Origin of the sequence: Mycolicibacterium brumae (assembly GCF_025215495.1) — a bacterium.
GTDB lineage: Bacteria > Actinomycetota > Actinomycetes > Mycobacteriales > Mycobacteriaceae > Mycobacterium > Mycobacterium brumae.
Map to the genome: position 1 here is coordinate 35,682 of NZ_CP104302.1, position 18,369 is coordinate 54,050.

An 18,369-nucleotide genomic window follows, 5' to 3' on the forward strand; every position below is an offset into this window, starting at 1 on the left:
GCGCAAACCTCGACCGGCGCCGCACACTGTTACTGCGGCCGCGGTGGTCCGCACCCGTCGTGCGAGAGGACCGCTGATGACCGCCACCCAACCCGCGCCGCTGACGGCCCGGGAACTCACCGTCCGCGGCGTGCTGCTCGGCGGCGCGATCACCCTGGTCTTCACCGCCGCCAACGTCTACCTTGGCCTCAAGGTCGGACTGACATTCGCGACCGCCATCCCAGCCGCAGTGATCTCCATGGCGGTCCTGCGCAACTTCGCCAACCACTCCATCGTGGAGAACAACATCGTGCAGACCGTCGCGTCGGCGGCGGGCACCCTGAGCGCGATCATCTTTGTGCTGCCGGGCCTGGTCATGGTCGGCTGGTGGTCCGGCTTCCCGTACTGGACCACCGTCGCGGTCTGCGCAGTCGGCGGAATCCTCGGTGTCATGTACTCCATCCCGCTGCGTCGGGCGCTGGTCACCGGGTCCGATCTGCCCTACCCGGAAGGGGTGGCGGCCGCCGAGGTGCTCAAGGTCGGCGACAGCTCCCGCGGCACGCATGAGAGCCGGGCCGGTCTGCGCGCCATCACCACCGGGGCGCTGGCCGCCGCCGGGTTCGCCCTGCTGGCCAATGTGAAGGTCTGGGCCAGCGAAATCGCGCTGTACTTCCGCGCCGGACCCGGCGCGACGATGTTCGGCGGCAGCCTGTCGCTGGCGCTGATCGGCGTCGGACACCTGGTGGGGGTCAGTGTCGGGATGGCGATGCTGGTCGGGCTGGTCATCTCCTTCGGGATCCTGCTGCCGGTGCGCACCATCGGCGATCTGGCGGCCGGACTGCCGCTGGCCGACGTCGTCGACGACGTCTTCGTCCACCAGGTCCGGTTCATCGGCGCCGGCGCGATCGCCGTCGCCGCGATCTGGACGCTGATCAAGATCCTGCGGCCCATCGTCCGCGGCGTCACCGAAGCGCTGGCCTCGGCGCGGACCCGCAAGGCCGGCGGTCTGGTTGACGTCACCGAGCGAGACATCCCGTTCCCGATCGTGTCCGGCTCCGTGGTCGTGATGCTGGTCCCTATCGCGTTCCTGCTCGAGGGGTTTGTGCACGGCACCGTGCTCGGCGGGCATTCGTTCGGGATCATCGCCGCGAGCCTGGCGTTCATCTTCGTGATCGGTCTGGTCATCGCCGCGATCTGCGGCTACATGGCCGGTCTGATCGGCTCGTCGAACAGTCCGATCTCCGGCGTCGGGATCTTGGTCGTGCTGATCGCCGCGGTGCTGATCAAACTGGTCTTCGGGCCCGCCGAGTCGGATCAGTCCACCGCGCTGGTCGCGTTCACGCTGTTCGCCGCCGCCATCACCTTCGGCGTCGCGACCATCTCCAACGACAACCTGCAGGACCTCAAGACAGGCCAGCTGGTCGGCGCGACGCCGTGGAAGCAGCAGGTGGCGCTGGTCATCGGCGTGCTGTTCGGCTCCGCGGTTATCCCGCCGGTGCTGGAGCTGATGCACTCCGCGTTCGGTTTCATGGGGACCCCGGGCGCCGGGCCGGAGGCGCTCGCGGCGCCGCAGGCCGCGCTCATCTCGTCGCTGGCCGACGGCGTGTTCGGGGCGTCGCTGGACTGGGGGCTGCTCGGGCTGGGCGCGGCGATCGGCGTCGGGATCATCGTGGTCGACGAGCTGCTGGCGCTGCGGGCGTCCGAGCGAAACTGGCGGCTGCCGCCGTTGGCCGTCGGGATGGGCATGTACCTGCCGATGTCGCTGACGCTGATCATCCCGATCGGGGCGTTCCTCGGCCTCGCCTACAACCGGTGGGCTGACCGGTCCGCCGACCCGGAGCGCCGCAAGCGACTCGGAGTGCTGTTGGCCACCGGCATGATCGTCGGGGAAAGCCTCTGGGGCGTGGTGTTCGCCGGGATCGTCGCGGGGACCGGTAGTGACAGCCCGTTGGCGGTCAGCTTCCTCGACACCGGCGATGTCGGCCAGGTGATCGGAATCGTGGCGTTCACCGCGCTGGTCGGTTGGCTGTACTGGCGGGTCCGGCGGATGGGGTCGGGCGACGATCAAGCGGCGAGGAACGAGCCGCGATGAGGAGCCCGACGAGTTGACCGGGGGCGGGGAGCGCGTCGCGACGAGTTGACCGGGAGGTCAGTTCTTCGGCTTGGCGGGCACCAGCTTGTTCACCGCGACGTTGCCGAGCACGCCGACCACGATCATGCCGATACCCGCGGCGTCCGGCAGCGCGTCGGTGACCCAACCGAAGATCCCGGCGATCAACACGAACGTCGGCAACCAATCGAACAGCTTGGCCAGTGGGGGAGCGGGCTCATTCTCGCCGCGGGAAGCCGCGTCCTTCGCGCCGGCATAGTCCGGATAGAACTCGGTGAAGGCGACGGCGAAGAAGATGGCGCCGAGTTGCAGCACCCAGCCGGTCCAGAAGTTGTCCGGATCTCCCAGCACACCGGCGCCGTAGGCGCCGACGGCGGCGGAGAAGGTGAACGCGGCGGCCCACACGCCGGAAATGACGTAGTTGACCTTGCTGAACAGCGGCGAGTCCCAATACTCCGGCGGCGCTTGCTCTTTGGCGTACGGCAGGGTGAACGGCCGGCGGATGAGGATGGTGACCAGCACGAACAGCGCCAGCGAGGCGTTGGTCAGCTGGCCCGCCCAGTTCGTCAACCAGGTGATGGTCTCCGGCGGGGCGAAGACGCCCACCACCGCCAGCGCCGCGAAGAACACCGCGCCGAACACGTCGAGCGCGTGGACGGCCATGCCGCGGCGGCTGCCCAGCCACATCGTCGCCAACGCCAGGCCGAGCGCCGTGCAGACCGCGATCTCGAAATGCCCGGGTGTGGCGAGCAGCGACATCAACACCCAGGGCGCGATGCCCGACAGCGGTGAGCGCAGGTACCCGTCGATGAAGGACGTCATGCGCAGACTGTAAGCGGTGCGCGGCGCAGATTCAGCGGATGCCCGTGCGTCATGGAGATTGGGTCGCCGGCCCGGTGGTCGGTTATCCACAGGGGGTCGAAACTGCTGGGTCGCTTGGGGAGTGGGTCGGTAGCCTGAGCTGATGGAGCCCGACGATCTTGAATCACGCGTTTCCGGTTTGGAGGAGCAGGTGAGCGGCCTGCACAGGAACCTCGGCGAGGCGAATCAGGACGCGGCGGCGGCACGGATCCTGGCGGGCGGAGCGGACCGGGATGTGGCGGCGATGAGTGGAGACCTTCGAGCGATCCGCGGCGAGGTGGGCGGGTTGCGTGGTGAGGTGGGCGACTTGCGTGGTGAGGTGAATGGCCTGCGTGGTGAGGTGGGCGACTTGCGTGGCGAGGTGGGTGGCCTGCGTGGTGAGGTGGGCGACTTGCGTGGCGAGGTGGGTGGCCTGCGTGGTGAGGTGGGCGACTTGCGCGGTGAGGTGGGCGGCCTGCAGACGGACCTGGCCGCGCATAGGAAGGCGACGGCTGCCAGTTTCAACGCGCAGCGGCAAGATTTCGTTGATCTCCGTGACCACGTGGACCGCGGATTCATTGAGATGCGCGGGAAGTTCGACGCAATGGCGGCAGGTCAGCAGCAGATCGTCAACCTGTTGCAGACACTCATCGACCACGACGAAGCAAGTTAGGGAGCGTCGCCGGTCGCGATCGGACGGTCCGGGTCTGCTGACCACTGCGACCAGGATCCCGGGAACAGTTTCGCGTCGAAACCGCCGACGGCCATCGCCAGAATCTGATGGCAGGCCGTCACCCCCGACCCGCAGTAGACCGCCGTCGGCCCGTGGGCCAGCAGCTCGAAGCGGTGGCCGAGGTCCGTTGCTGAGCGGAAGCTCCCGTCGAGGCTGAGGTTGTAGCTGGTCGGGGCGCTGACCGCGCCAGGGATGTGACCCGCCCGCGGGTCCATCGGCTCGTCGTCCCCGCGGTACCGCGGGGTGGCGCGGGCGTCCAGCAGAGTCGCGTCGGGGTCCTGGGCCAGGGCGGCGGCGCCGTCGGCGTCGACGAACATGTCCGGATCGAGTTCGGACAGGGTGATGTCGCCGGGCGCCGGTGATTCGTCGCCGGTCGCCACCGGCAGCTTGGCGCGCGTCCAGGCCGCGTATCCGCCGTCGAGGACGCGGATGTCGGCGACGCCGGCGGCGCGCAGCAGCCACCAGCACCGAGCTGCGGCCTGCGAGTGCCAGTCGTCGTAGACGACGACGGAGTCACCGTCGTTCAGGCCCCAGCGCCGGGCCGCGTCCTGGAGCGTTTCGACGCTCGGCAGCGGGTGGCGTCCCTCCCCGGAGCGGGAGTGATCGGACAGCTCCGCGTCCAGGTCCACGTACACCGCGCCGGGAATGTGGCCCGCCCGGTAAGCCTCGCGGCCGTCGGGTTCGGTGAGCTTCCAGCGCACATCGAGCACGCGGGGCGACGGATCGGGCAGTTCATTCAGCTCTGTGGGGGTGATCAGCCAACTCACGGCCGCGATTTTAGCCCGGCGATCCATCGGCCGTCAGGACGTCGGCGGGCGGCTCAGGGCAGCAGTGTCGAGCGCCAAACGCCGTCCGCGTCTTGGCGAGTCGCCAGGAACGTGCCGTCACGAGCGTCCCGCTGGCGGTGCGGTAGTCGGGGACGTCCAGCCGGATGGCGTCTGCGTCGGAGTGCCATTCGGCGATGACGTTGACGCCGTCGCCGAACTCCACGGTGCAGGCCGGCCCCGGCTTCTCGTCGTCATCGATGAGGAGGCGACCGCTCCGGAAAGCGTGACTGTGGGGGAACACAAAGCGCATCCGGCCACCATTCCAGGTTCAGCCCGAGAGCGGGCGCACTGGCGAACTAAGGCCCGAATGCAGCTCAGGCCGCAGCGCGGTGGGTCGGGACGTGCAGAACTGCGACGGAGTCGACGGCGGTCAGCCGGCGGCGCAACAGCGGCGCGTTTTCCGGCAGCTCCCGTGGCGTGATCTCGCCGGCCGCGATCTGCGCCAGCAATTGGTGTGCGCGGGCCAGTTCGTGACGCTTCCGGTACTGATTGCCGGGGAGTTTCACCCCCGCCCAGACGCCGAACGCTTCGCCCTGCTCGACGGCGTACCCGGCGCAGCGGCGCTGCTGAGCCAACGGGCAGCGACGCACGCACGCAGTCCGGGCTTCCAGGGAGGCCAACTCGTAGGCGCGGGCCTTGGCCTGGCCGTCGGTGTCGTCGTCATCGGGGTAGCCGAACCACAGATCCGGGTCGGCTGCGCACGGTTGGTGGTCCATCTCTCGCTCCCGTCGGTAGTAAAACGATGATGGAATCGTATAACTCCGACATCGGGAAAGCAACGTATCTGTACACAGAACTGTATACGAAGTGACCCCCGGACCGGCTGTGTAGCATTCCCGCCATGGTCGGAGAACCCGCGTGAGCCGCGAAGCTGCGGGAGCGGCGATCCGGGCGCTACGGGAAGCGCGGCAGTGGTCGCTCGCGGAGTTCTCCGCAGCGACCGGGGTCAGTGTGATGGGGCTGAGCTACCTGGAGCGCGGCGCCAGGAAACCGCACAAAAGCACAGTTCACAAGGTTGAGATAGGTCTCGGTCTACCGCCGGGGACCTACGGGCGGATGACACAGGCCGAAGATCCCGAAACGGTGCTGGCTGAGCTGAAGCCCGCCGCCGCACGCGCGCCGACGGTCGCGCGGGTGGACCGCAACATCGACGTGCACGTGCTGGAGGGCTATGCCAGAGCCCAGTTGGACGCGCTTCGGACCGTCATCACGCGGCTTCCGGTGAACACATCAAACGAATACGAGACGTATATTCGTTCTGTGCTGACTCAATGCGCGACCGCCGAGCTGCTGGCGGCCGACTCCTGGCGGGTGGCGCGCAATGCCGGGGCCGACCCGCGCGGACCGCTGCTGGACTCCCTGCGGGAGCTGGAGCAGATCCGCACCGACCTCCTGGCCCGATTGCCGGCGAGCCTGGCCGCCCGGTTCGAGCGCGCCTGCCGGCGATCCGGGCTTCCGGAACGGGTGATCGCCACGATGCTCGGTGTCGAGACCGACCAGGTGTGGGACATCCGGACGTCAGGCGTGACGCCCGCCGGCGCAGCCGATCGGGTCCATCAGTTCATCGACCTGCACGCCCGCCCGGACGACGACTGAGCGGAGGGCGGCGTGAACGAGCTGGAGATCCTGGAACGGGCGCACCGATTGTTCGGCGACGTCGTGACGCCTCCGCAGCTCGGCGCGGACCCGCTGTCCACCCGGCTCGACGAACCGCGCAGCGGACAGCCACCGGCCGGCTACCTGCGTCAAACGCAGCTACAGGGCGCGGAGCTGCGACAGGCCGCTCACACCGACGCTCAGGTGCGGGTCATCCTCGCCGCGGCGCACCAGGATCACTCCGAGGCGCGGGAGGCGACCGGAAGAATCGTCGCCGCAGCCCGCAATGACCAAGTCACGCAATATGACTCACCCATCGCCCAACGTGAGGCGCTGCGCCGGAGAATCGCCCGGTTGCGCGCCCAACGCCGCTACGTGCTGCTCGCGCGGGCTCGCGCCCGCCGCCGGGCGCGGCTGCTGCGCGCACTGCGGTATCGGTCCCGTCGGCGCGGTCGGCGAATCGTCGAACCCGGTAGCGCTCCAGGAGGCGTGGGGGCCACCGCAGCAGTCCGGGCGGCGATGAGCCGGCTCGGCCGCCCCTACGTGTGGGGAGCCACCGGGCCGGACTCCTTCGACTGCTCCGGCCTGATGCAATGGGCTTATCGCCAGGCCGGGGTGGAATTGCCGCGCACCACCTACGACCAGATCAACGCCGGGATCCCGGTGTCGCGGGCCGATATCCGTCCCGGAGATCTGGTCTTCCCGCACACCGGGCACGTGCAGATGGCCGTCGGCAACGGGATGGTGATCGAGTCGCCGACACCGGGCCAGTCGGTGAAGCTGTCGCCGCTCGGCCCGGCGATCGCAATCCGTCGAGTCGGGTAGCGCGGACGCACAACAGCATTGTCACCCGTCGCCGGCCCGGAGTAGCGTGACGCCATGGCGGGCCAGCGGGGGCGGACAGCCCTGAACCGGGCTGAGGAAGCGCTGCGCCGCGACTACGAGTCCGCACTGGCGGCCGATCACGACCTGAGCTCCACGCTGTCGGATGCGAGCCGGATCGCCGCCGACGCGCGACGCCGGCTCAACGAACTCGGCGCGCAAATTCGATCCCTTGCCACGCCGCAAACCGCCCGCACGGCAGAAACGCCCGCCGGAGCGGCCGATCTACGCAGACAGCTGGCCGCCACGCTGCGTGAGATGGAAGCCGTCGTCGCGGACACCGCGGCACAAAGCCGCGCGAAAGCGACTGAGCTGCAATCCCTTTCCGATAGATACCGGGTGCTGGCGGAACGATCCACAGGGTGATCCGGAACTGAATTGGCGCCTCCGACGCTCGGGCGTAGCGTCCGGTCCATGACCAGTCCGCACCCGCCGGAGGACCGGCCGTCGACGCAGGGCGACGGCGCGGAGGCGATACGGCGCGCGGAAGACGCACTGGTGAAGCAGCATTCGGCTGTCGCGATGACGGACCTGCACGTGGTGTCCGCGGTGATGTCTGCGCACTCCACCACCGCCGAAGGTCGGCGCGCGTTGGCCGAACTGCAACGTCAGATCGAAACCTCGGTCGCCGAGCGCACCGATCTGGACACCCCGGCCGGCGCGCGTGATTTCCAGCGCTACCTGATCGGGAGACTCCGCCAGATCGGCTCGGTGGTCGAGGCCGCGGGATTGGACGCCACCTCAAAGGCGGCGATGGCCAGCGCATGGACAGCGTTGTACGAATCGGCCACCCGGAACTCGGAAGACCCGGCGCCGGCGGACACCGAGCCAGTAGGCGCCGAGCAGCCGGGGGAGCAGAAACCCGAGCAGACGTCGGGAACCGAGCGCCCCGGAGGAGCGCAACCCGTGCCCGCCGAACAGTCGCAACCTTCGGCCGCGTCGCAGACCGACCAACCCACCGGTGTTTCCTCGTCGCCCGTCGCCCCTGCCGACCAGTCCGCAAGTTCCGACTGGCCGCTGGAAGCCGGCGGCTATGAAACGTGGGAACCGGACGGAACCAGCCAAGCCACCCCGGCCACCACGACCCCCGCGAGCAGCGTCCCCGCCGGCAGCCCGGCGTCCAGCGTCCCGTTCTCCCTGCCGACCTTGACGTCCTCACCCGCGTCGGCCGATCCGAGCGCGGCGTCGCCGAGGCTGACCGATTTCGGGCAGGACCCCTACGCGGACCTGCTCGCCGAGCTTGAGGCCCCGGACGACTTCGACGACCTCGACGGACTCGACGATCTCGATGAGGGTGAAGAGAACCCCGCCGACAGTGCCGACGAGGAACCGGCGGGCGATGCGGACGAGCCGACTCGCACCGTCACGCTGCCCGACGGCGACACCGTCACCGCGCCCACCCCGCAGATCGCCGCCGCGCTGACCGCGGCGCTGTCCGGCACGCCTGTCGAGGACGCGTTCCGCCAGCAGGGTCTGACCGCGGCACAACCCGGCGTCGCGCCGCAGCATCCGCTGGACCCCGGCAAGCTGAGCACCGGGGACATCGGGGTGTTCACCGACCGACTCGCCGTCGCGCTGGACGACGAGCGCGCCTGGCACGACGGGCAGATCCAGCCCATCGCCACCGTCTCTGGGCCGAGCTTCCTGGGCTGGCAACACGTGCGCGCGGACCAGCCCGCCGCCGAAGCGCCACAAACCCCCGCGCCGACCCGGCCCGCGGCCTAATCTCGGAACTGCCGAAAGGACAACTGCGATGGCCGATCACATCGACATCGACACGGATGAACTGCGCCGCATCGCCGACCTGCACAACGAGGCCGCCGGCTACCTGAGCGCGGTGCCGGCCACCCACCCCGCGATCCAGCGCAGCGTCGACTCGCTGGGCCCCATCTTCAGCGAATTCCGGTCCGCCGCGCGGACCCTGCTGGAGGAACGCCGACGGTGCTACCAGGCGCAGGCCGACGCGCACCAGCGGCTGTCCCAGAACCTCGGCGCCTCGGCGACGCTGTGGCAGCAGCAGGACGCCGCCGGCGCCGAAACCCTCCGAGCCGTCGTCGACGAGCCGTGATGTCCGAGGCCGACCCCGCCTTCGACGCCACCCACCCCAGCGGACAGCTGATGTTCCGCAGCTGCCGCGGCGGCTACCTGGACTCGGTGGTGCTGACCGAGCCGGCACTGGGCGCCGACGCCGCCACCCTGGCGGAAGCGATCGTCCGCACCGCCGATGTGTCGTATCTGCGCGCGGCGCTCGCGGTGCGGGAGGAGATCATCGCCGCGGGCCACAGTCCGTCGGCGGAACTGGCCGGCCCGGCGGACCTCCGGGCAGCCGTCGCGCGGCTGGCCGAACACCGACTGCATCCGGCCTGAGGAGGATCAGCGGGCCCAGGTCTGCACGGCGTCCGGATCCGGGACGATATCGGTCGGCGGCGCCACCTGCTGAGCGCCGAACAACGCTTGGGCCCGGGCCAGTAGCGCCCGCACCTCATCGAGCTGCTGCTGCAGGGTCGCGTCCGACATATCAGCACGCTAATCCGCCGGCCCGGCCGGCACAATTCAGTCCGAATCACCCCTGGGACAAACGCCTTGCGCGTCGTACCCTGTAATGCGGGGGTGGCAGCGATGTGACGCTCACCGGGGGTTCTAGCGAGGGCGACCGCGACGACGGCGCACTGGTGGAAGCTGTGCTCCGCGACCTCCGCGAAGCGGCGGACCGCTGGGAGGCGCTGGTCGCCGAGGCCGAGAACATCACCTACTGCGTCGACTTCGGGGATGTCCGCGCCGTTGTCAACGCCGACGGACGACTACTCGACCTGACGCTCGGACCCCACGTCGTCACCGCCTACCGCCACGACGAACTCAGCGCGCGGATCAACTCCGCATTCCGGATCCTCCGCGAAGAAGCCCGCGCCGACAATCGGGCCCGCTACGGAACCGAACCGACGTGACCGGTCCGCCGACATGCCGCTGAACCTGTCCAACCGGGACCAGAACTCCGGGCACCTGTTCTACAACAGGCGGCTGCGGGCGGCGCTCACCCGGTTCTCGGTTCGGATGCGCCACGACGACCGCAAGCAGCAGGCCGCGTTGGCCCTCGGCATGGTGTTCGTGCTGATCGGTGTCGGCTGGATGGCGTTGCTGCACATCATGAAACCGGCCGGACTGGTGGGCGACTCCGACATCGTCGGGGATCGGCGCACCGGCGCCGTGTACGCTCGCATCGACGGCCGGCTGCACCCCGCGTTGAACCTCACCTCGGCCCGACTGGTGACCGGAAACGCGGCCGCCCCGACCTGGGTCAGCAGCGCCGAGATCGCCAAGAGCCCGACCGGTCCGATGATCGGGATCCCCGGCGCCCCAGACGATTTCGCGGTGACCGGTGCGGCATCGGTGTGGACGCTGTGCGACACCGCGCCCACCGTCGGGGGCCGGACCGAGCCGCTGGTCACCGCCATCGCCGGGCCGCTCGACCGCGGGCGCGCCGCGGAACTGCCCGAACAGCAGGCGGTGCTGGCGTCCCACGACGGCGACACCCTGCTGGTCTGGAACGGCCACCGCGCCCGCATCGACTACCGCGACCGCGCGTTGACCTTCAATCTCGGCCTGGACCCCGGACACACCCGGCCGGTCCCGATCTCCACCGCGCTGTTCGACGCGCTGCCGGCCAGCGAGCCCATCGTGGTTCCGCGGATCCCGGGCGCCGGGCAGGACTCCCGGTGGCTGCCCGGCACCCCGGTCGGGACGGTGCTCGCCACCCGCGCCGCGACCGGCACGTCCAATGGGTTCTACGTGTTGCTGCCCGACGGGATCCAGCAGATCAGCGAGTTCGTCGCGGACCTACTGCGCACCGCCGTCGGGCAGCAGACCGCGGCGCCGCCGCTGATCGCCCCGGACCGGCTGGTCGGGGTCCCCGACGTCGACCTGCTGGCCGTCGACCACTACCCGAATCGCCGGTTGGAATTCGTGGACACCGGCGCCCGCCCGGTGACCTGCCTGAGCTGGGAGAAACTCGGCACGGACCGGCAGGCGATCAGCACCGTGCTGTCCGGACGGGGTCTGCCCACCCCGGTCAGCGCCGACGCGCGGCTGGTGCGGCTGGTCCGCGACGACCGCAGCCCCGACGCGGTGGAGGCCGATCAGGTGCTGGTGCTGCCGGGCGCGGCGAACCTGGTGGCCAGCACCAGCGCCCTCCCGGTGTCCGGCACCCGGGAGAGCCTGTATTGGATCTCGCCGCAGGGCGTGCGATACGGCATCGAATGGGATGAGCGGACCCTGACCGCGCTCGGCGTCGACGCGGCTGCCGCGGTGCAGGCGCCCTGGCCGCTGGTGCGGGTCTTCGCCCCCGGGCCGGCCATCAGCAGGACCGCGGCGCTGGTCGCCCGTGACAGCGTCGGCGGGAGCTGAGATGTCCAAACGCGGATACGTGCGCGCGGCCCGGGTCCTGTCGCCGGCCCCGCCCCCGGCCCGGGTCGCGGTCGCCGCGCCGCTGGCGCTGCCGGAACGCGAACCGCGCAACATCCTGCTGATGATCGCCATCCCGGCGCTGCTGGTCGGGATCATCGGCACCCTGGTGGTGATGTACGCCTCGGGGGTGCGCTCACTGCAGTCCGGGTTCTTCCCGATGGTCGGCCTGGTCGCGTTCGGAGCGATGATGTTCAGCGGACGGTTCGGCCGCACCCGCAAGATCAGCTGGGGCGAACAGGAGAAGCAGCGTCGGATCTACCTGCGCCAGCTCGATGAAGACCGTGACGAAATCCAGCGCGCCGCAACCGAACTGCGCAATCACCAACTGCGCACCCATCCGGCCCCGGAACAGCTGGCCTCCGTCATCGGCGGCCCCCGGATGTGGGAGCGACGGTCGGCCGACCCCGACTTCCTCGACGTGCGCCTCGGCGTCGGCGAGCAGCAGAGCAGCGACGCCGCGGTGTCGCTGCAATGGCCCGAGGTGCCGATCGCCGAGGAGCTCGAACCCGTCACCGGCGGCGCGCTGCGCGATTTCATGCTGGAGCAGAGCCGGATCCGCGGGGTGGCGAAGGTGCTGAGTCTGCGCTCGCGGCCAGGGTTCAGCTTCGTCGGGGAGGACGCCGCGGCGCTGCGGGACCTCACCCGCGCGATGCTGACCAGCCTCGCCGTGCAGCACAGCCCGGCCGACCTGAAGATCATGGTGGTCACCCGGGCTCCGCAGCGCTGGGACTGGCTGCTGTGGCTGCCGCACAACCAGCACGACGAGCTGTTCGACGCGTGCGGTATGCGCCGCCTGGTGTTCGCCGCGCCGACGGATCTGGAGGAGACCCTCGACGCCGAGCTGCACCGCAAGGGCCGAGGCCCGTGGGCCCCGCCGAGCGGCGCCAGCCCGGTGACCATCGGGTCGCCGATGGAGTCCCCGGGCCCGTCGCTGGGGCCGCACTGGCTCATCGTCGACGACGGCGCCGGCACGCCGGAAGGGTGGGAAGGCGTCACCGGCCAGAAGGGCATGGCGGGCATCACCGTGCTCCGGCTGGCCGCCCGCCCGGGCGTCGGGGTCGGGTTCGGCGCCGCGGACGAACGTTTCGAACTGCGCGACGGGGTCCTCCGTCACCGCGGGGCCTTCTACGCCAAACCCGACCTGCTGCCCGAGACCACGGCCGCTCGGCACGCCCGTGCGCTGTCGCGGTGGACCCCGCTGACCGCGGCGGAGCGCGGCGAACGTTCCGCCGGTGGCGAGCTGCTGCGCGCGTTGGGGATCGGCGACCCGCGACACTTCGACTTCGAGAGATTGTGGGCGGAGCGGCGGGGCCGTGGTGACCCGAAGTGGGCGATGGTTCCCGTCGGCGTCAAACCGGGCGGCGAGCTGCAACACATCGTGTTGCGGGCCAAGGACTTCGACGGCTTCGGGTTCCATTCGGTGGTGATCGGCACCTCCGGGTCCGGGAAGTCCGAATACTTCCTGTCGCTGTGCAACGGGATCGCGTTGACGCACTCCCCGGAGACGTTCACCGTGATCTTCGTCGATATGAAGTTCGAGTCCGCGGCCCAGGACCTGGAGGGGCTGCCGCACGTCGCGGGGTCGCTGTCCAACCTCGGCAAGGACGACCGACACCTGGCCGAGCGGATGCGCAAGGCGATCAACGGAGAAATCGCTCGCCGGTACCGGCTGTTCAAACAGGCCGGCGCCCGCGACGCCAACGAATACGAGGAAATGCGGTTGGCCGGACGGCAATTGGAGCCGGTCCCGATCCTGCTGGTGATCATCGACGAGTACCTGGAGCTGTTCCAGCACCACCCGGACTGGATCGACCTGGTCATCCACATCGGGCAGGAGGGCCGCGGCTGCAACGTGTTCTTCACCCTGGGCGGTCAGCGGCTGGACCTGTCGTCGCTCAGCAAGGCCAAGAGCAACATCGCCTTCCGCGTCGCGCTGCGGGCCGAGACCGGCGAGGACTCCCGCGATGTGATCGGCAGCGAGGCCGCGCTGCATCTGCCGTCCCGTGACAACGGGTACGCGCTGCTCAAGGTCGGCCCGCGGGACCTGGAGGCGTTCCGGTGCTTCTATGTGTCGGCGCCGTTCGTGGTGCCCAAACGCGACGCCGGGCCGCGGACCGTCGATCTGAGCTTCGGCCGGCCGCGCGCGCTGAGCTGGGAACATCAGCCGCTGTCGGCGGCCGACAGCGCGGCGCTGGAACTGCTGCACGCGCCGGAACCGCCCGATGAGTTCCTCTATCACGCCGACGGATTCCGGAAGCAGAAGCTGCTCGAGGTGATCCGCGATGCGGTCGCCGCGCTGCCCACCCGGCCACCGCACCGGATCTGGCTGCCGCCACTGGAGGACTCCGAACCCGCCGACCGGCTCGTCGAACTGTGGCGGGGCCGGCCATGGCGCGAGGACTACGGGGACAATCCCGGCTTGGTGTTCCCCATCGCCATGGAGGACCTGCCGGATGAGCACGCCCAGAGGGTGCACGTGATCGACGCCGCAATGGACAACGTCATGGTGGTGGCCACCACCCAGCGCGGGAAGTCCACCACCCTGATGACGCTGATGATCACGGCGGCGTTGCTCTACCGGCCGGAGCGGATCACCTTCTACTGCCTGGGCGCCGCGCTGTACCCGGTCGAGGGGCTGCCGCAGGTCGCCGCGGTCGTTTCGCTGGCCGACGCCGAAGGGGTGTCGCGCACGGTGGCGACGCTGGAGGCGCTGGTGCGCGCCCGGGAGGCGTCGTTCAAGCAGCACCAGATCGACATCGCCGAGTTCCGGGCGCGGCGCTTCGGCCCGGGCGCCGACGGCCGCGGCACCGACGCGCAGGACAGGTTCGGCGACGTGTTCCTGGTCGTCGACAATTTCGGCGACCTCTACGAGAAGGACATGGCCACCGGGGACCGGGTGATTGCGCTGGCGCGCCAGGGCCTGTCCTACGGCGTGCATGTGATGAGCAGCGCCAGCGGGTGGCTGGTCGGGCAGCGTCAGGCGCTGATCAACGTGTCCAACGCCCGCGTCCAGCTGCGGCTGTCCAACCCGGACGAGACGCAGATGGGGACCGGCATCGACCACCGCCGCGCCGCCCGCCGGGTGCCGGACCGGCCCGGGTTCGGCGTCACCGCCGAGGGGCACGAGCTGCTGGTCGGGGTGCCCGAGATCGACGGCCCGAACGGGCGGCTGACCACCCGCCAGGTCGGGCTGGCGATCGCCGAAGCCACCGGCGCGCAGCGGGTGGACACCCTGGCCCGGCTGCCCGGGACCGTCGGCCTCGGGGAACTGTCCCGGGCGTTCACCGGCGCGGATCCGTGGCAGGTCCCGTTCGCGCTGGGCGAGAGCCTGCTGGCGCCCGTCGCGCTGCCGACCGCGAGCGTGCCGAACCTATTGGTGGTCGGTCGGCAGGGCTGCGGAAAGACGACGGCGCTGGCGGCCGTCGCGCAGTCGGCGATGGGTCGACTGACGCCGGAGCAGCTGCGGATCGTCATCATCGATCCGAAGACCAGCCTGATCGGACGGGTGCAGGGGCCGCACGTCAGCGCCTACGCCTACACCGCCGACGACATCGACACCGCGTTCACGGTGCTGGCCGACCTACTGGCCCAGCGGTTGCCGCCGTCGGGGTTGACCCAGCAGGAACTCCTGGACCGCGAGCCCTGGGCCGGCCCGCACTACCTGGTGCTGATCGATGACGAGCAGGAGCTGCGGCCGGGCGGCGCGGTGCTCGGCAAACCCGCGGCCAGCGCGCCGTTGTGGCCGCTGATCGAACGCAGTCGGGAGATCGGCCTGCACGTGGTCGCGGCGCGGATGCCCGGCAATTGGGCGGGGGTGTCGATGATCAATCCGCTGTTGCAGCGGCTGACCGCGGCCCGGACGCCGACGCTGTTCATGGACAACGATCCGAGCATGGTGAAGGTGTTCGGCCGGGTCAGCGCGCAGCAGCTGCCGCCCGGCCGCGGGCTGCTGGTCAGCGTGGAGGGTGAGATGGACGGCGTGTTGGTCGGCCTGCCGGATTGAGTACACCTACCCCTGCGGCGGCCGCCCGTAGATGGTGGTGAACCACAGGAACGCCAGGGTGTCGACGACCTTGTCGTCGGCGACGGCGGGGGGCTCACCGGCCAGCGCGGCGTACATGGCGCGTTCGTTCATCAGGTTCAGCGACACCGCGATGTCCTCGGCCGGCAGGGTGACCGGCGCGTTCCCGCGGTCGCGCTCCACGTTGATCAGCAGCGCGGTGTAGTCGACCCAGCGCTGCATGAACGCCGACCAGGTCTGTTGGAATTCGGGATTGGTGGGCTTGGTCGCCGCGCCGGCCAGGCTGACCGCCCGATGATTGCCGAACGCGGTGAAGAACGCGCTGATGCCGTTGCGGATGGAGCGCAGCGGATTGTCGGGGTCCAGGGTGCCGACCAGTTCCTCGAAGATCGAGTCGGATTCGGCGATCATCTGCTCGAACAGTCGCAGCAGGACCGCTTCCTTGGAGGCGAAGTAGAAGTAGAAGGTGGGCCGGGACAGTCCGGCGCCCTTGGCCAGGTCGTCGACCGAGATATCGGCGAAGGCGCGTTCAGCGAGCAGTCGCTCCGCGGTGTCCAGGATGGACTGCTGGCGTTCGTCGCCGGTGGGGCGGGTGGAACGCCGGCCGCGGCGCTGGTCGAGGGTGCTCACACGGCTGACTTTACACGGTGTTGATTGTTTTCGACAGATTGTTGACTTGATCGACAGGGCGTTGATAACGTGGCGCTCATGACCGAACACTTTGATGTGGTGATCGTGGGCGCCGGCATCTCCGGCATCAGCGCCGCGTACCACCTGCAGAAGGAATGCCCGAACAAGAGCTACGTGCTGCTCGAGCGCCGCGACGATCTGGGTGGCACCTGGGACCTGTTCCGCTACCCGGGCATCCGGTCGGACTCCGACATGTACACCCTCGGCTTCCACTTCAAGCCGTGGAACTCCGCGCGCGGCATCGCCGACGGCGGAGCCATCAAGAACTACCTGCGCGAAGCCGTCGAAGAGAACGGCATCGACAAGCACGTCCGGTACGGGCAGAAGGTCCTCAACGCGGACTGGTCCGACGCCGACAACCAGTGGACGCTGAACATCGACGTCGACGGCGAGCAGTCGCAGATCACCGCGGGCTTCGCGATGGTGTGCACCGGCTACTACAACTACGACCAGGGCTACCGCCCGGCCTTCCCGGGTGAGGAGAACTTCACCGGCACCCTGGTGCACCCGCAGCACTGGCCCGAGAACCTCGATTACCAGGGCAAGAAGGTCGTCGTCATCGGCTCCGGCGCCACCGCCGTCACGCTGCTGCCGGCCCTGGCCAACTCCGGCGCCGGGCACGTGACCATGCTGCAGCGCTCGCCGACCTACATCGGCGCGCTGCCCGGCATCGACCCGCTGACCGAGAAGACCCTGAAGTTCCTGCCGGCCTCGGTCGCGAGCATCGTCAACCGCACCTACAAGGTCGGGTTCAGCACCGTGCAGTACCAGCTGTCCCGGCGCTTCCCCGGCTACATGCGCAAAACGCTGCTGACCATGGCCAAGCACAAGCTGCCCAAGGGCTACGACGTGGAGAAGCACTTCGGCCCGCGCTACAACCCGTGGGAGCAGCGCGTCTGCCTGGCGCCGGACGGCGACATCTTCAAGACCATCCGCAAGGGCCAGGCCAGCGTCGTCACCGACACCATCGAGACCTTCACCCCGACCGGCATCAAGCTGAGCTCCGGTGAGGAACTCGAGGCCGACATCATCATCACCGCGACCGGTCTGGACATGCAGATCGGCGGTGGCGCGACGATCACCCGCAACGGGCAGCCCATCGACCTGTCGGAGTCGATGCTCTACAAGACGGCGATGCTGACCGGCGTCCCGAACGCCACCGTCACCATCGGCTACCTCAACGCCTCCTGGACGCTGAAGGCCGACCTGCTCTCGGAGTGGGCCTGCCGCCTGCTGAAGTACATGGACGACCACGGCTACAACAAGGTCGTGCCGGAGGCGCCCGCCGACGTCACGCCGCTGCCGTACACCCAGGAGTTCAGCTCGGGGTACCTGCAGCGCGCGATGCCGAAGCTGCCGAAGTCCGGTGACTCCGGGCCGTGGCGGGTCAAGCAGAACTATCTGCACGACGTCAAGGTGCTGCGCTTCGACAAGATCGAGGACGACGCGCTGCACTTCAGCCACCACCGCGCCGCGGAGCCGGTCAACGCGTAGCGCGTAGGTATGACGGGAAGCGCACGGACCTCCGAGTTCGTGCGCTTTTCCCGTTTGCGGAGGCGATAGGGTTGGACCGCACGCGCATCGAGGGGTGACGAGTGGACCAAGAGTTCGGACCGTACGTTTTTCTGGGTTTGCTCGGCCGAGGCGGGATGGGCGAGGTCTACCGGGCCCACGACCGTTCCACCGAGCGGGTGGTGGCGCTCAAGGTTCTGCCGGCGCACCTGGCCGACGACGAACAGTTCCGGGCCCGGTTCCTGCGCGAGGCTCGAACTGCCGCCGCGCTGAACGAGCCGCATATCGTTCCGATCCACCGCTACGGCGAACACGACGGCCGGCTTTACGTGGACATGCGGCTGATCGAGGGGCAGGACCTGGCCGCGGTGATCGCGCAGGGCCGCCTCGCGCCCGAGCGGGTGCTCAACATCATCGACCAGGCCGCCGCGGCGCTGGCCGGCGCGCACCGCGAGGGACTGGTGCACCGCGACGTCAAGCCGTCGAACATCCTGCTGGCCGAGCGGGATTTCGTGTATCTGATCGACTTCGGCATCGCGCGGTCGATGGCCGACACCAGCTTGACGGGCACCGGCATGACGCTGGGCTCGGTCGCCTACATGGCGCCGAACGATTCCAGACCGGCCAGTGCGACGCGCGCGCGGATGTCTACGCGCTGACCTGCGTCCTCTACGAGGCGTTGACCGGGCAGCCGGTGTTCCCGGGCGCCGGAGGCGCG

Annotated in this window: 19 protein-coding genes; 13 read left to right on the top strand and 6 right to left on the bottom strand. The window is 69.5% G+C overall.

Features of this window, described 5'->3' with window-relative positions; translation table 11 throughout:
* Positions 1–76: 76 nt before the first annotated feature.
* Positions 77–2,071: an OPT family oligopeptide transporter gene (locus tag L2Z93_RS00185; protein ID WP_090586551.1), complete on the top strand. Its 1,995-nt coding sequence runs from the start codon at positions 77–79 to the stop codon at positions 2,069–2,071.
* Between the two features lie 57 nt (positions 2,072–2,128).
* On the opposite strand, the gene L2Z93_RS00190 is transcribed toward L2Z93_RS00185, so the two are convergent.
* Positions 2,129–2,911 (bottom strand): DUF3159 domain-containing protein, encoded by a 783-nt coding sequence (locus L2Z93_RS00190; RefSeq protein ID WP_090586553.1) that lies wholly within the window; start codon positions 2,909–2,911, stop codon positions 2,129–2,131.
* A gap of 142 nt (positions 2,912–3,053) precedes the next feature.
* Between L2Z93_RS00190 and L2Z93_RS00195 the strand changes: the two genes are divergently transcribed.
* On the top strand, positions 3,054–3,602 hold the full coding sequence (locus tag L2Z93_RS00195) for a hypothetical protein (RefSeq protein ID WP_099541299.1): 549 nt from the start codon (positions 3,054–3,056) through the stop codon (positions 3,600–3,602).
* Here the strand turns inward: L2Z93_RS00195 and L2Z93_RS00200 are convergent.
* The 3 genes from L2Z93_RS00200 to L2Z93_RS00210 all read right to left on the bottom strand — a co-directional run bounded on the left by L2Z93_RS00200 (position 3,599) and on the right by L2Z93_RS00210 (position 5,205).
* Positions 3,599–4,429 (bottom strand): sulfurtransferase, encoded by an 831-nt coding sequence (locus L2Z93_RS00200; protein ID WP_162561868.1) that lies wholly within the window; start codon positions 4,427–4,429, stop codon positions 3,599–3,601. The genes L2Z93_RS00195 and L2Z93_RS00200 overlap by 4 nt on opposite strands.
* Before the next feature lie 10 nt (positions 4,430–4,439).
* Positions 4,440–4,739, bottom strand: coding sequence for a hypothetical protein (locus L2Z93_RS00205; RefSeq protein WP_202971891.1), 300 nt, complete (start codon positions 4,737–4,739; stop codon positions 4,440–4,442).
* Positions 4,740–4,803: 64 nt separating this feature from the next.
* Positions 4,804–5,205: a WhiB family transcriptional regulator gene (locus L2Z93_RS00210; RefSeq protein ID WP_090586566.1), complete on the bottom strand. Its 402-nt coding sequence runs from the start codon at positions 5,203–5,205 to the stop codon at positions 4,804–4,806.
* 142 nt (positions 5,206–5,347) lie between these two features.
* Between L2Z93_RS00210 and L2Z93_RS00215 the strand changes: the two genes are divergently transcribed.
* The 6 genes from L2Z93_RS00215 to L2Z93_RS00240 are packed head-to-tail and all read left to right on the top strand — an operon-like array spanning position 5,348 to position 9,334.
* Positions 5,348–6,085 carry a helix-turn-helix domain-containing protein gene (locus L2Z93_RS00215; RefSeq protein ID WP_090586569.1) on the top strand — a complete coding sequence of 246 codons (738 nt, stop codon included), beginning with the start codon at positions 5,348–5,350 and terminating at the stop codon, positions 6,083–6,085.
* Between the two features lie 12 nt (positions 6,086–6,097).
* Positions 6,098–6,910 carry a C40 family peptidase gene (locus L2Z93_RS00220; RefSeq protein WP_090586572.1) on the top strand — a complete coding sequence of 271 codons (813 nt, stop codon included), beginning with the start codon at positions 6,098–6,100 and terminating at the stop codon, positions 6,908–6,910.
* Between the two features lie 54 nt (positions 6,911–6,964).
* Complete coding sequence (locus L2Z93_RS00225) at positions 6,965–7,333, top strand: DUF4226 domain-containing protein (RefSeq protein ID WP_090586575.1); 369 nt, start codon at positions 6,965–6,967, stop codon at positions 7,331–7,333.
* A gap of 48 nt (positions 7,334–7,381) precedes the next feature.
* Positions 7,382–8,692: a DUF4226 domain-containing protein gene (locus L2Z93_RS00230; protein WP_090586577.1), complete on the top strand. Its 1,311-nt coding sequence runs from the start codon at positions 7,382–7,384 to the stop codon at positions 8,690–8,692.
* A gap of 28 nt (positions 8,693–8,720) precedes the next feature.
* On the top strand, positions 8,721–9,035 hold the full coding sequence (locus L2Z93_RS00235) for an ESX-1 secretion-associated protein (RefSeq protein ID WP_090586580.1): 315 nt from the start codon (positions 8,721–8,723) through the stop codon (positions 9,033–9,035).
* Positions 9,035–9,334, top strand: a complete 300-nt coding sequence (locus L2Z93_RS00240) for a DUF2694 family protein (protein ID WP_090586584.1) — start codon at positions 9,035–9,037, stop codon at positions 9,332–9,334. Before L2Z93_RS00235 ends, L2Z93_RS00240 begins: the two co-directional genes overlap by 1 nt.
* Positions 9,335–9,340: 6 nt before the next feature.
* On the opposite strand, the gene L2Z93_RS00245 is transcribed toward L2Z93_RS00240, so the two are convergent.
* On the bottom strand, positions 9,341–9,484 hold the full coding sequence (locus tag L2Z93_RS00245) for a hypothetical protein (protein ID WP_164886137.1): 144 nt from the start codon (positions 9,482–9,484) through the stop codon (positions 9,341–9,343).
* A 104-nt stretch (positions 9,485–9,588) separates the two neighbouring features.
* Between L2Z93_RS00245 and L2Z93_RS00250 the strand changes: the two genes are divergently transcribed.
* From L2Z93_RS00250 to eccCa, 3 genes are read left to right on the top strand one after another with little or no spacing between them, the layout of a single operon-like run.
* Entirely contained in the window at positions 9,589–9,912 is a 324-nt protein-coding gene (locus L2Z93_RS00250; protein ID WP_090586587.1) for a DUF2710 family protein, read from the top strand.
* A 13-nt stretch (positions 9,913–9,925) separates the two neighbouring features.
* The gene (gene eccB / locus L2Z93_RS00255; RefSeq protein ID WP_090586591.1) at positions 9,926–11,368 is read left to right on the top strand and encodes a type VII secretion protein EccB; all 1,443 of its coding nucleotides are present in this window, start codon (positions 9,926–9,928) and stop codon (positions 11,366–11,368) included.
* 1 nt (position 11,369) lies between these two features.
* Positions 11,370–15,431: a type VII secretion protein EccCa gene (gene eccCa / locus L2Z93_RS00260; RefSeq protein WP_090586595.1), complete on the top strand. Its 4,062-nt coding sequence runs from the start codon at positions 11,370–11,372 to the stop codon at positions 15,429–15,431.
* 6 nt (positions 15,432–15,437) lie between these two features.
* On the opposite strand, the gene L2Z93_RS00265 is transcribed toward eccCa, so the two are convergent.
* Positions 15,438–16,079 carry a TetR/AcrR family transcriptional regulator gene (locus L2Z93_RS00265; protein WP_090586599.1) on the bottom strand — a complete coding sequence of 214 codons (642 nt, stop codon included), beginning with the start codon at positions 16,077–16,079 and terminating at the stop codon, positions 15,438–15,440.
* A gap of 78 nt (positions 16,080–16,157) precedes the next feature.
* Here L2Z93_RS00265 and L2Z93_RS00270 point away from each other — a divergent pair, with 78 nt between their 5' ends.
* On the top strand, positions 16,158–17,633 hold the full coding sequence (locus L2Z93_RS00270; RefSeq protein WP_090586602.1) for a flavin-containing monooxygenase: 1,476 nt from the start codon (positions 16,158–16,160) through the stop codon (positions 17,631–17,633).
* Between the two features lie 101 nt (positions 17,634–17,734).
* The gene (locus tag L2Z93_RS00275; RefSeq protein ID WP_234786021.1) at positions 17,735–18,310 is read left to right on the top strand and encodes a serine/threonine-protein kinase; all 576 of its coding nucleotides are present in this window, start codon (positions 17,735–17,737) and stop codon (positions 18,308–18,310) included.
* Positions 18,311–18,369 lie beyond the last annotated feature (59 nt).

What these genes read in the sequence shown, in the direction of transcription:
- L2Z93_RS00185 (WP_090586551.1), top strand. Translation starts at nt 77, where the DNA reads ATGACCGCCACCCAACCCGCGCCGCTGACGGCCCGGGAACTCACCGTC.
- L2Z93_RS00190 (WP_090586553.1), bottom strand. Translation starts at nt 2,911, where the DNA reads ATGACGTCCTTCATCGACGGGTACCTGCGCTCACCGCTGTCGGGCATC.
- L2Z93_RS00195 (WP_099541299.1), top strand. Translation starts at nt 3,054, where the DNA reads ATGGAGCCCGACGATCTTGAATCACGCGTTTCCGGTTTGGAGGAGCAG.
- L2Z93_RS00205 (WP_202971891.1), bottom strand. Translation starts at nt 4,739, where the DNA reads ATGCGCTTTGTGTTCCCCCACAGTCACGCTTTCCGGAGCGGTCGCCTC.
- L2Z93_RS00210 (WP_090586566.1), bottom strand. Translation starts at nt 5,205, where the DNA reads ATGGACCACCAACCGTGCGCAGCCGACCCGGATCTGTGGTTCGGCTAC.
- L2Z93_RS00225 (WP_090586575.1), top strand. Translation starts at nt 6,965, where the DNA reads ATGGCGGGCCAGCGGGGGCGGACAGCCCTGAACCGGGCTGAGGAAGCG.
- L2Z93_RS00230 (WP_090586577.1), top strand. Translation starts at nt 7,382, where the DNA reads ATGACCAGTCCGCACCCGCCGGAGGACCGGCCGTCGACGCAGGGCGAC.
- L2Z93_RS00235 (WP_090586580.1), top strand. Translation starts at nt 8,721, where the DNA reads ATGGCCGATCACATCGACATCGACACGGATGAACTGCGCCGCATCGCC.
- L2Z93_RS00240 (WP_090586584.1), top strand. Translation starts at nt 9,035, where the DNA reads ATGTCCGAGGCCGACCCCGCCTTCGACGCCACCCACCCCAGCGGACAG.
- L2Z93_RS00245 (WP_164886137.1), bottom strand. Translation starts at nt 9,484, where the DNA reads ATGTCGGACGCGACCCTGCAGCAGCAGCTCGATGAGGTGCGGGCGCTA.
- eccB (WP_090586591.1), top strand. Translation starts at nt 9,926, where the DNA reads ATGCCGCTGAACCTGTCCAACCGGGACCAGAACTCCGGGCACCTGTTC.
- eccCa (WP_090586595.1), top strand. Translation starts at nt 11,370, where the DNA reads ATGTCCAAACGCGGATACGTGCGCGCGGCCCGGGTCCTGTCGCCGGCC.
- L2Z93_RS00270 (WP_090586602.1), top strand. Translation starts at nt 16,158, where the DNA reads ATGACCGAACACTTTGATGTGGTGATCGTGGGCGCCGGCATCTCCGGC.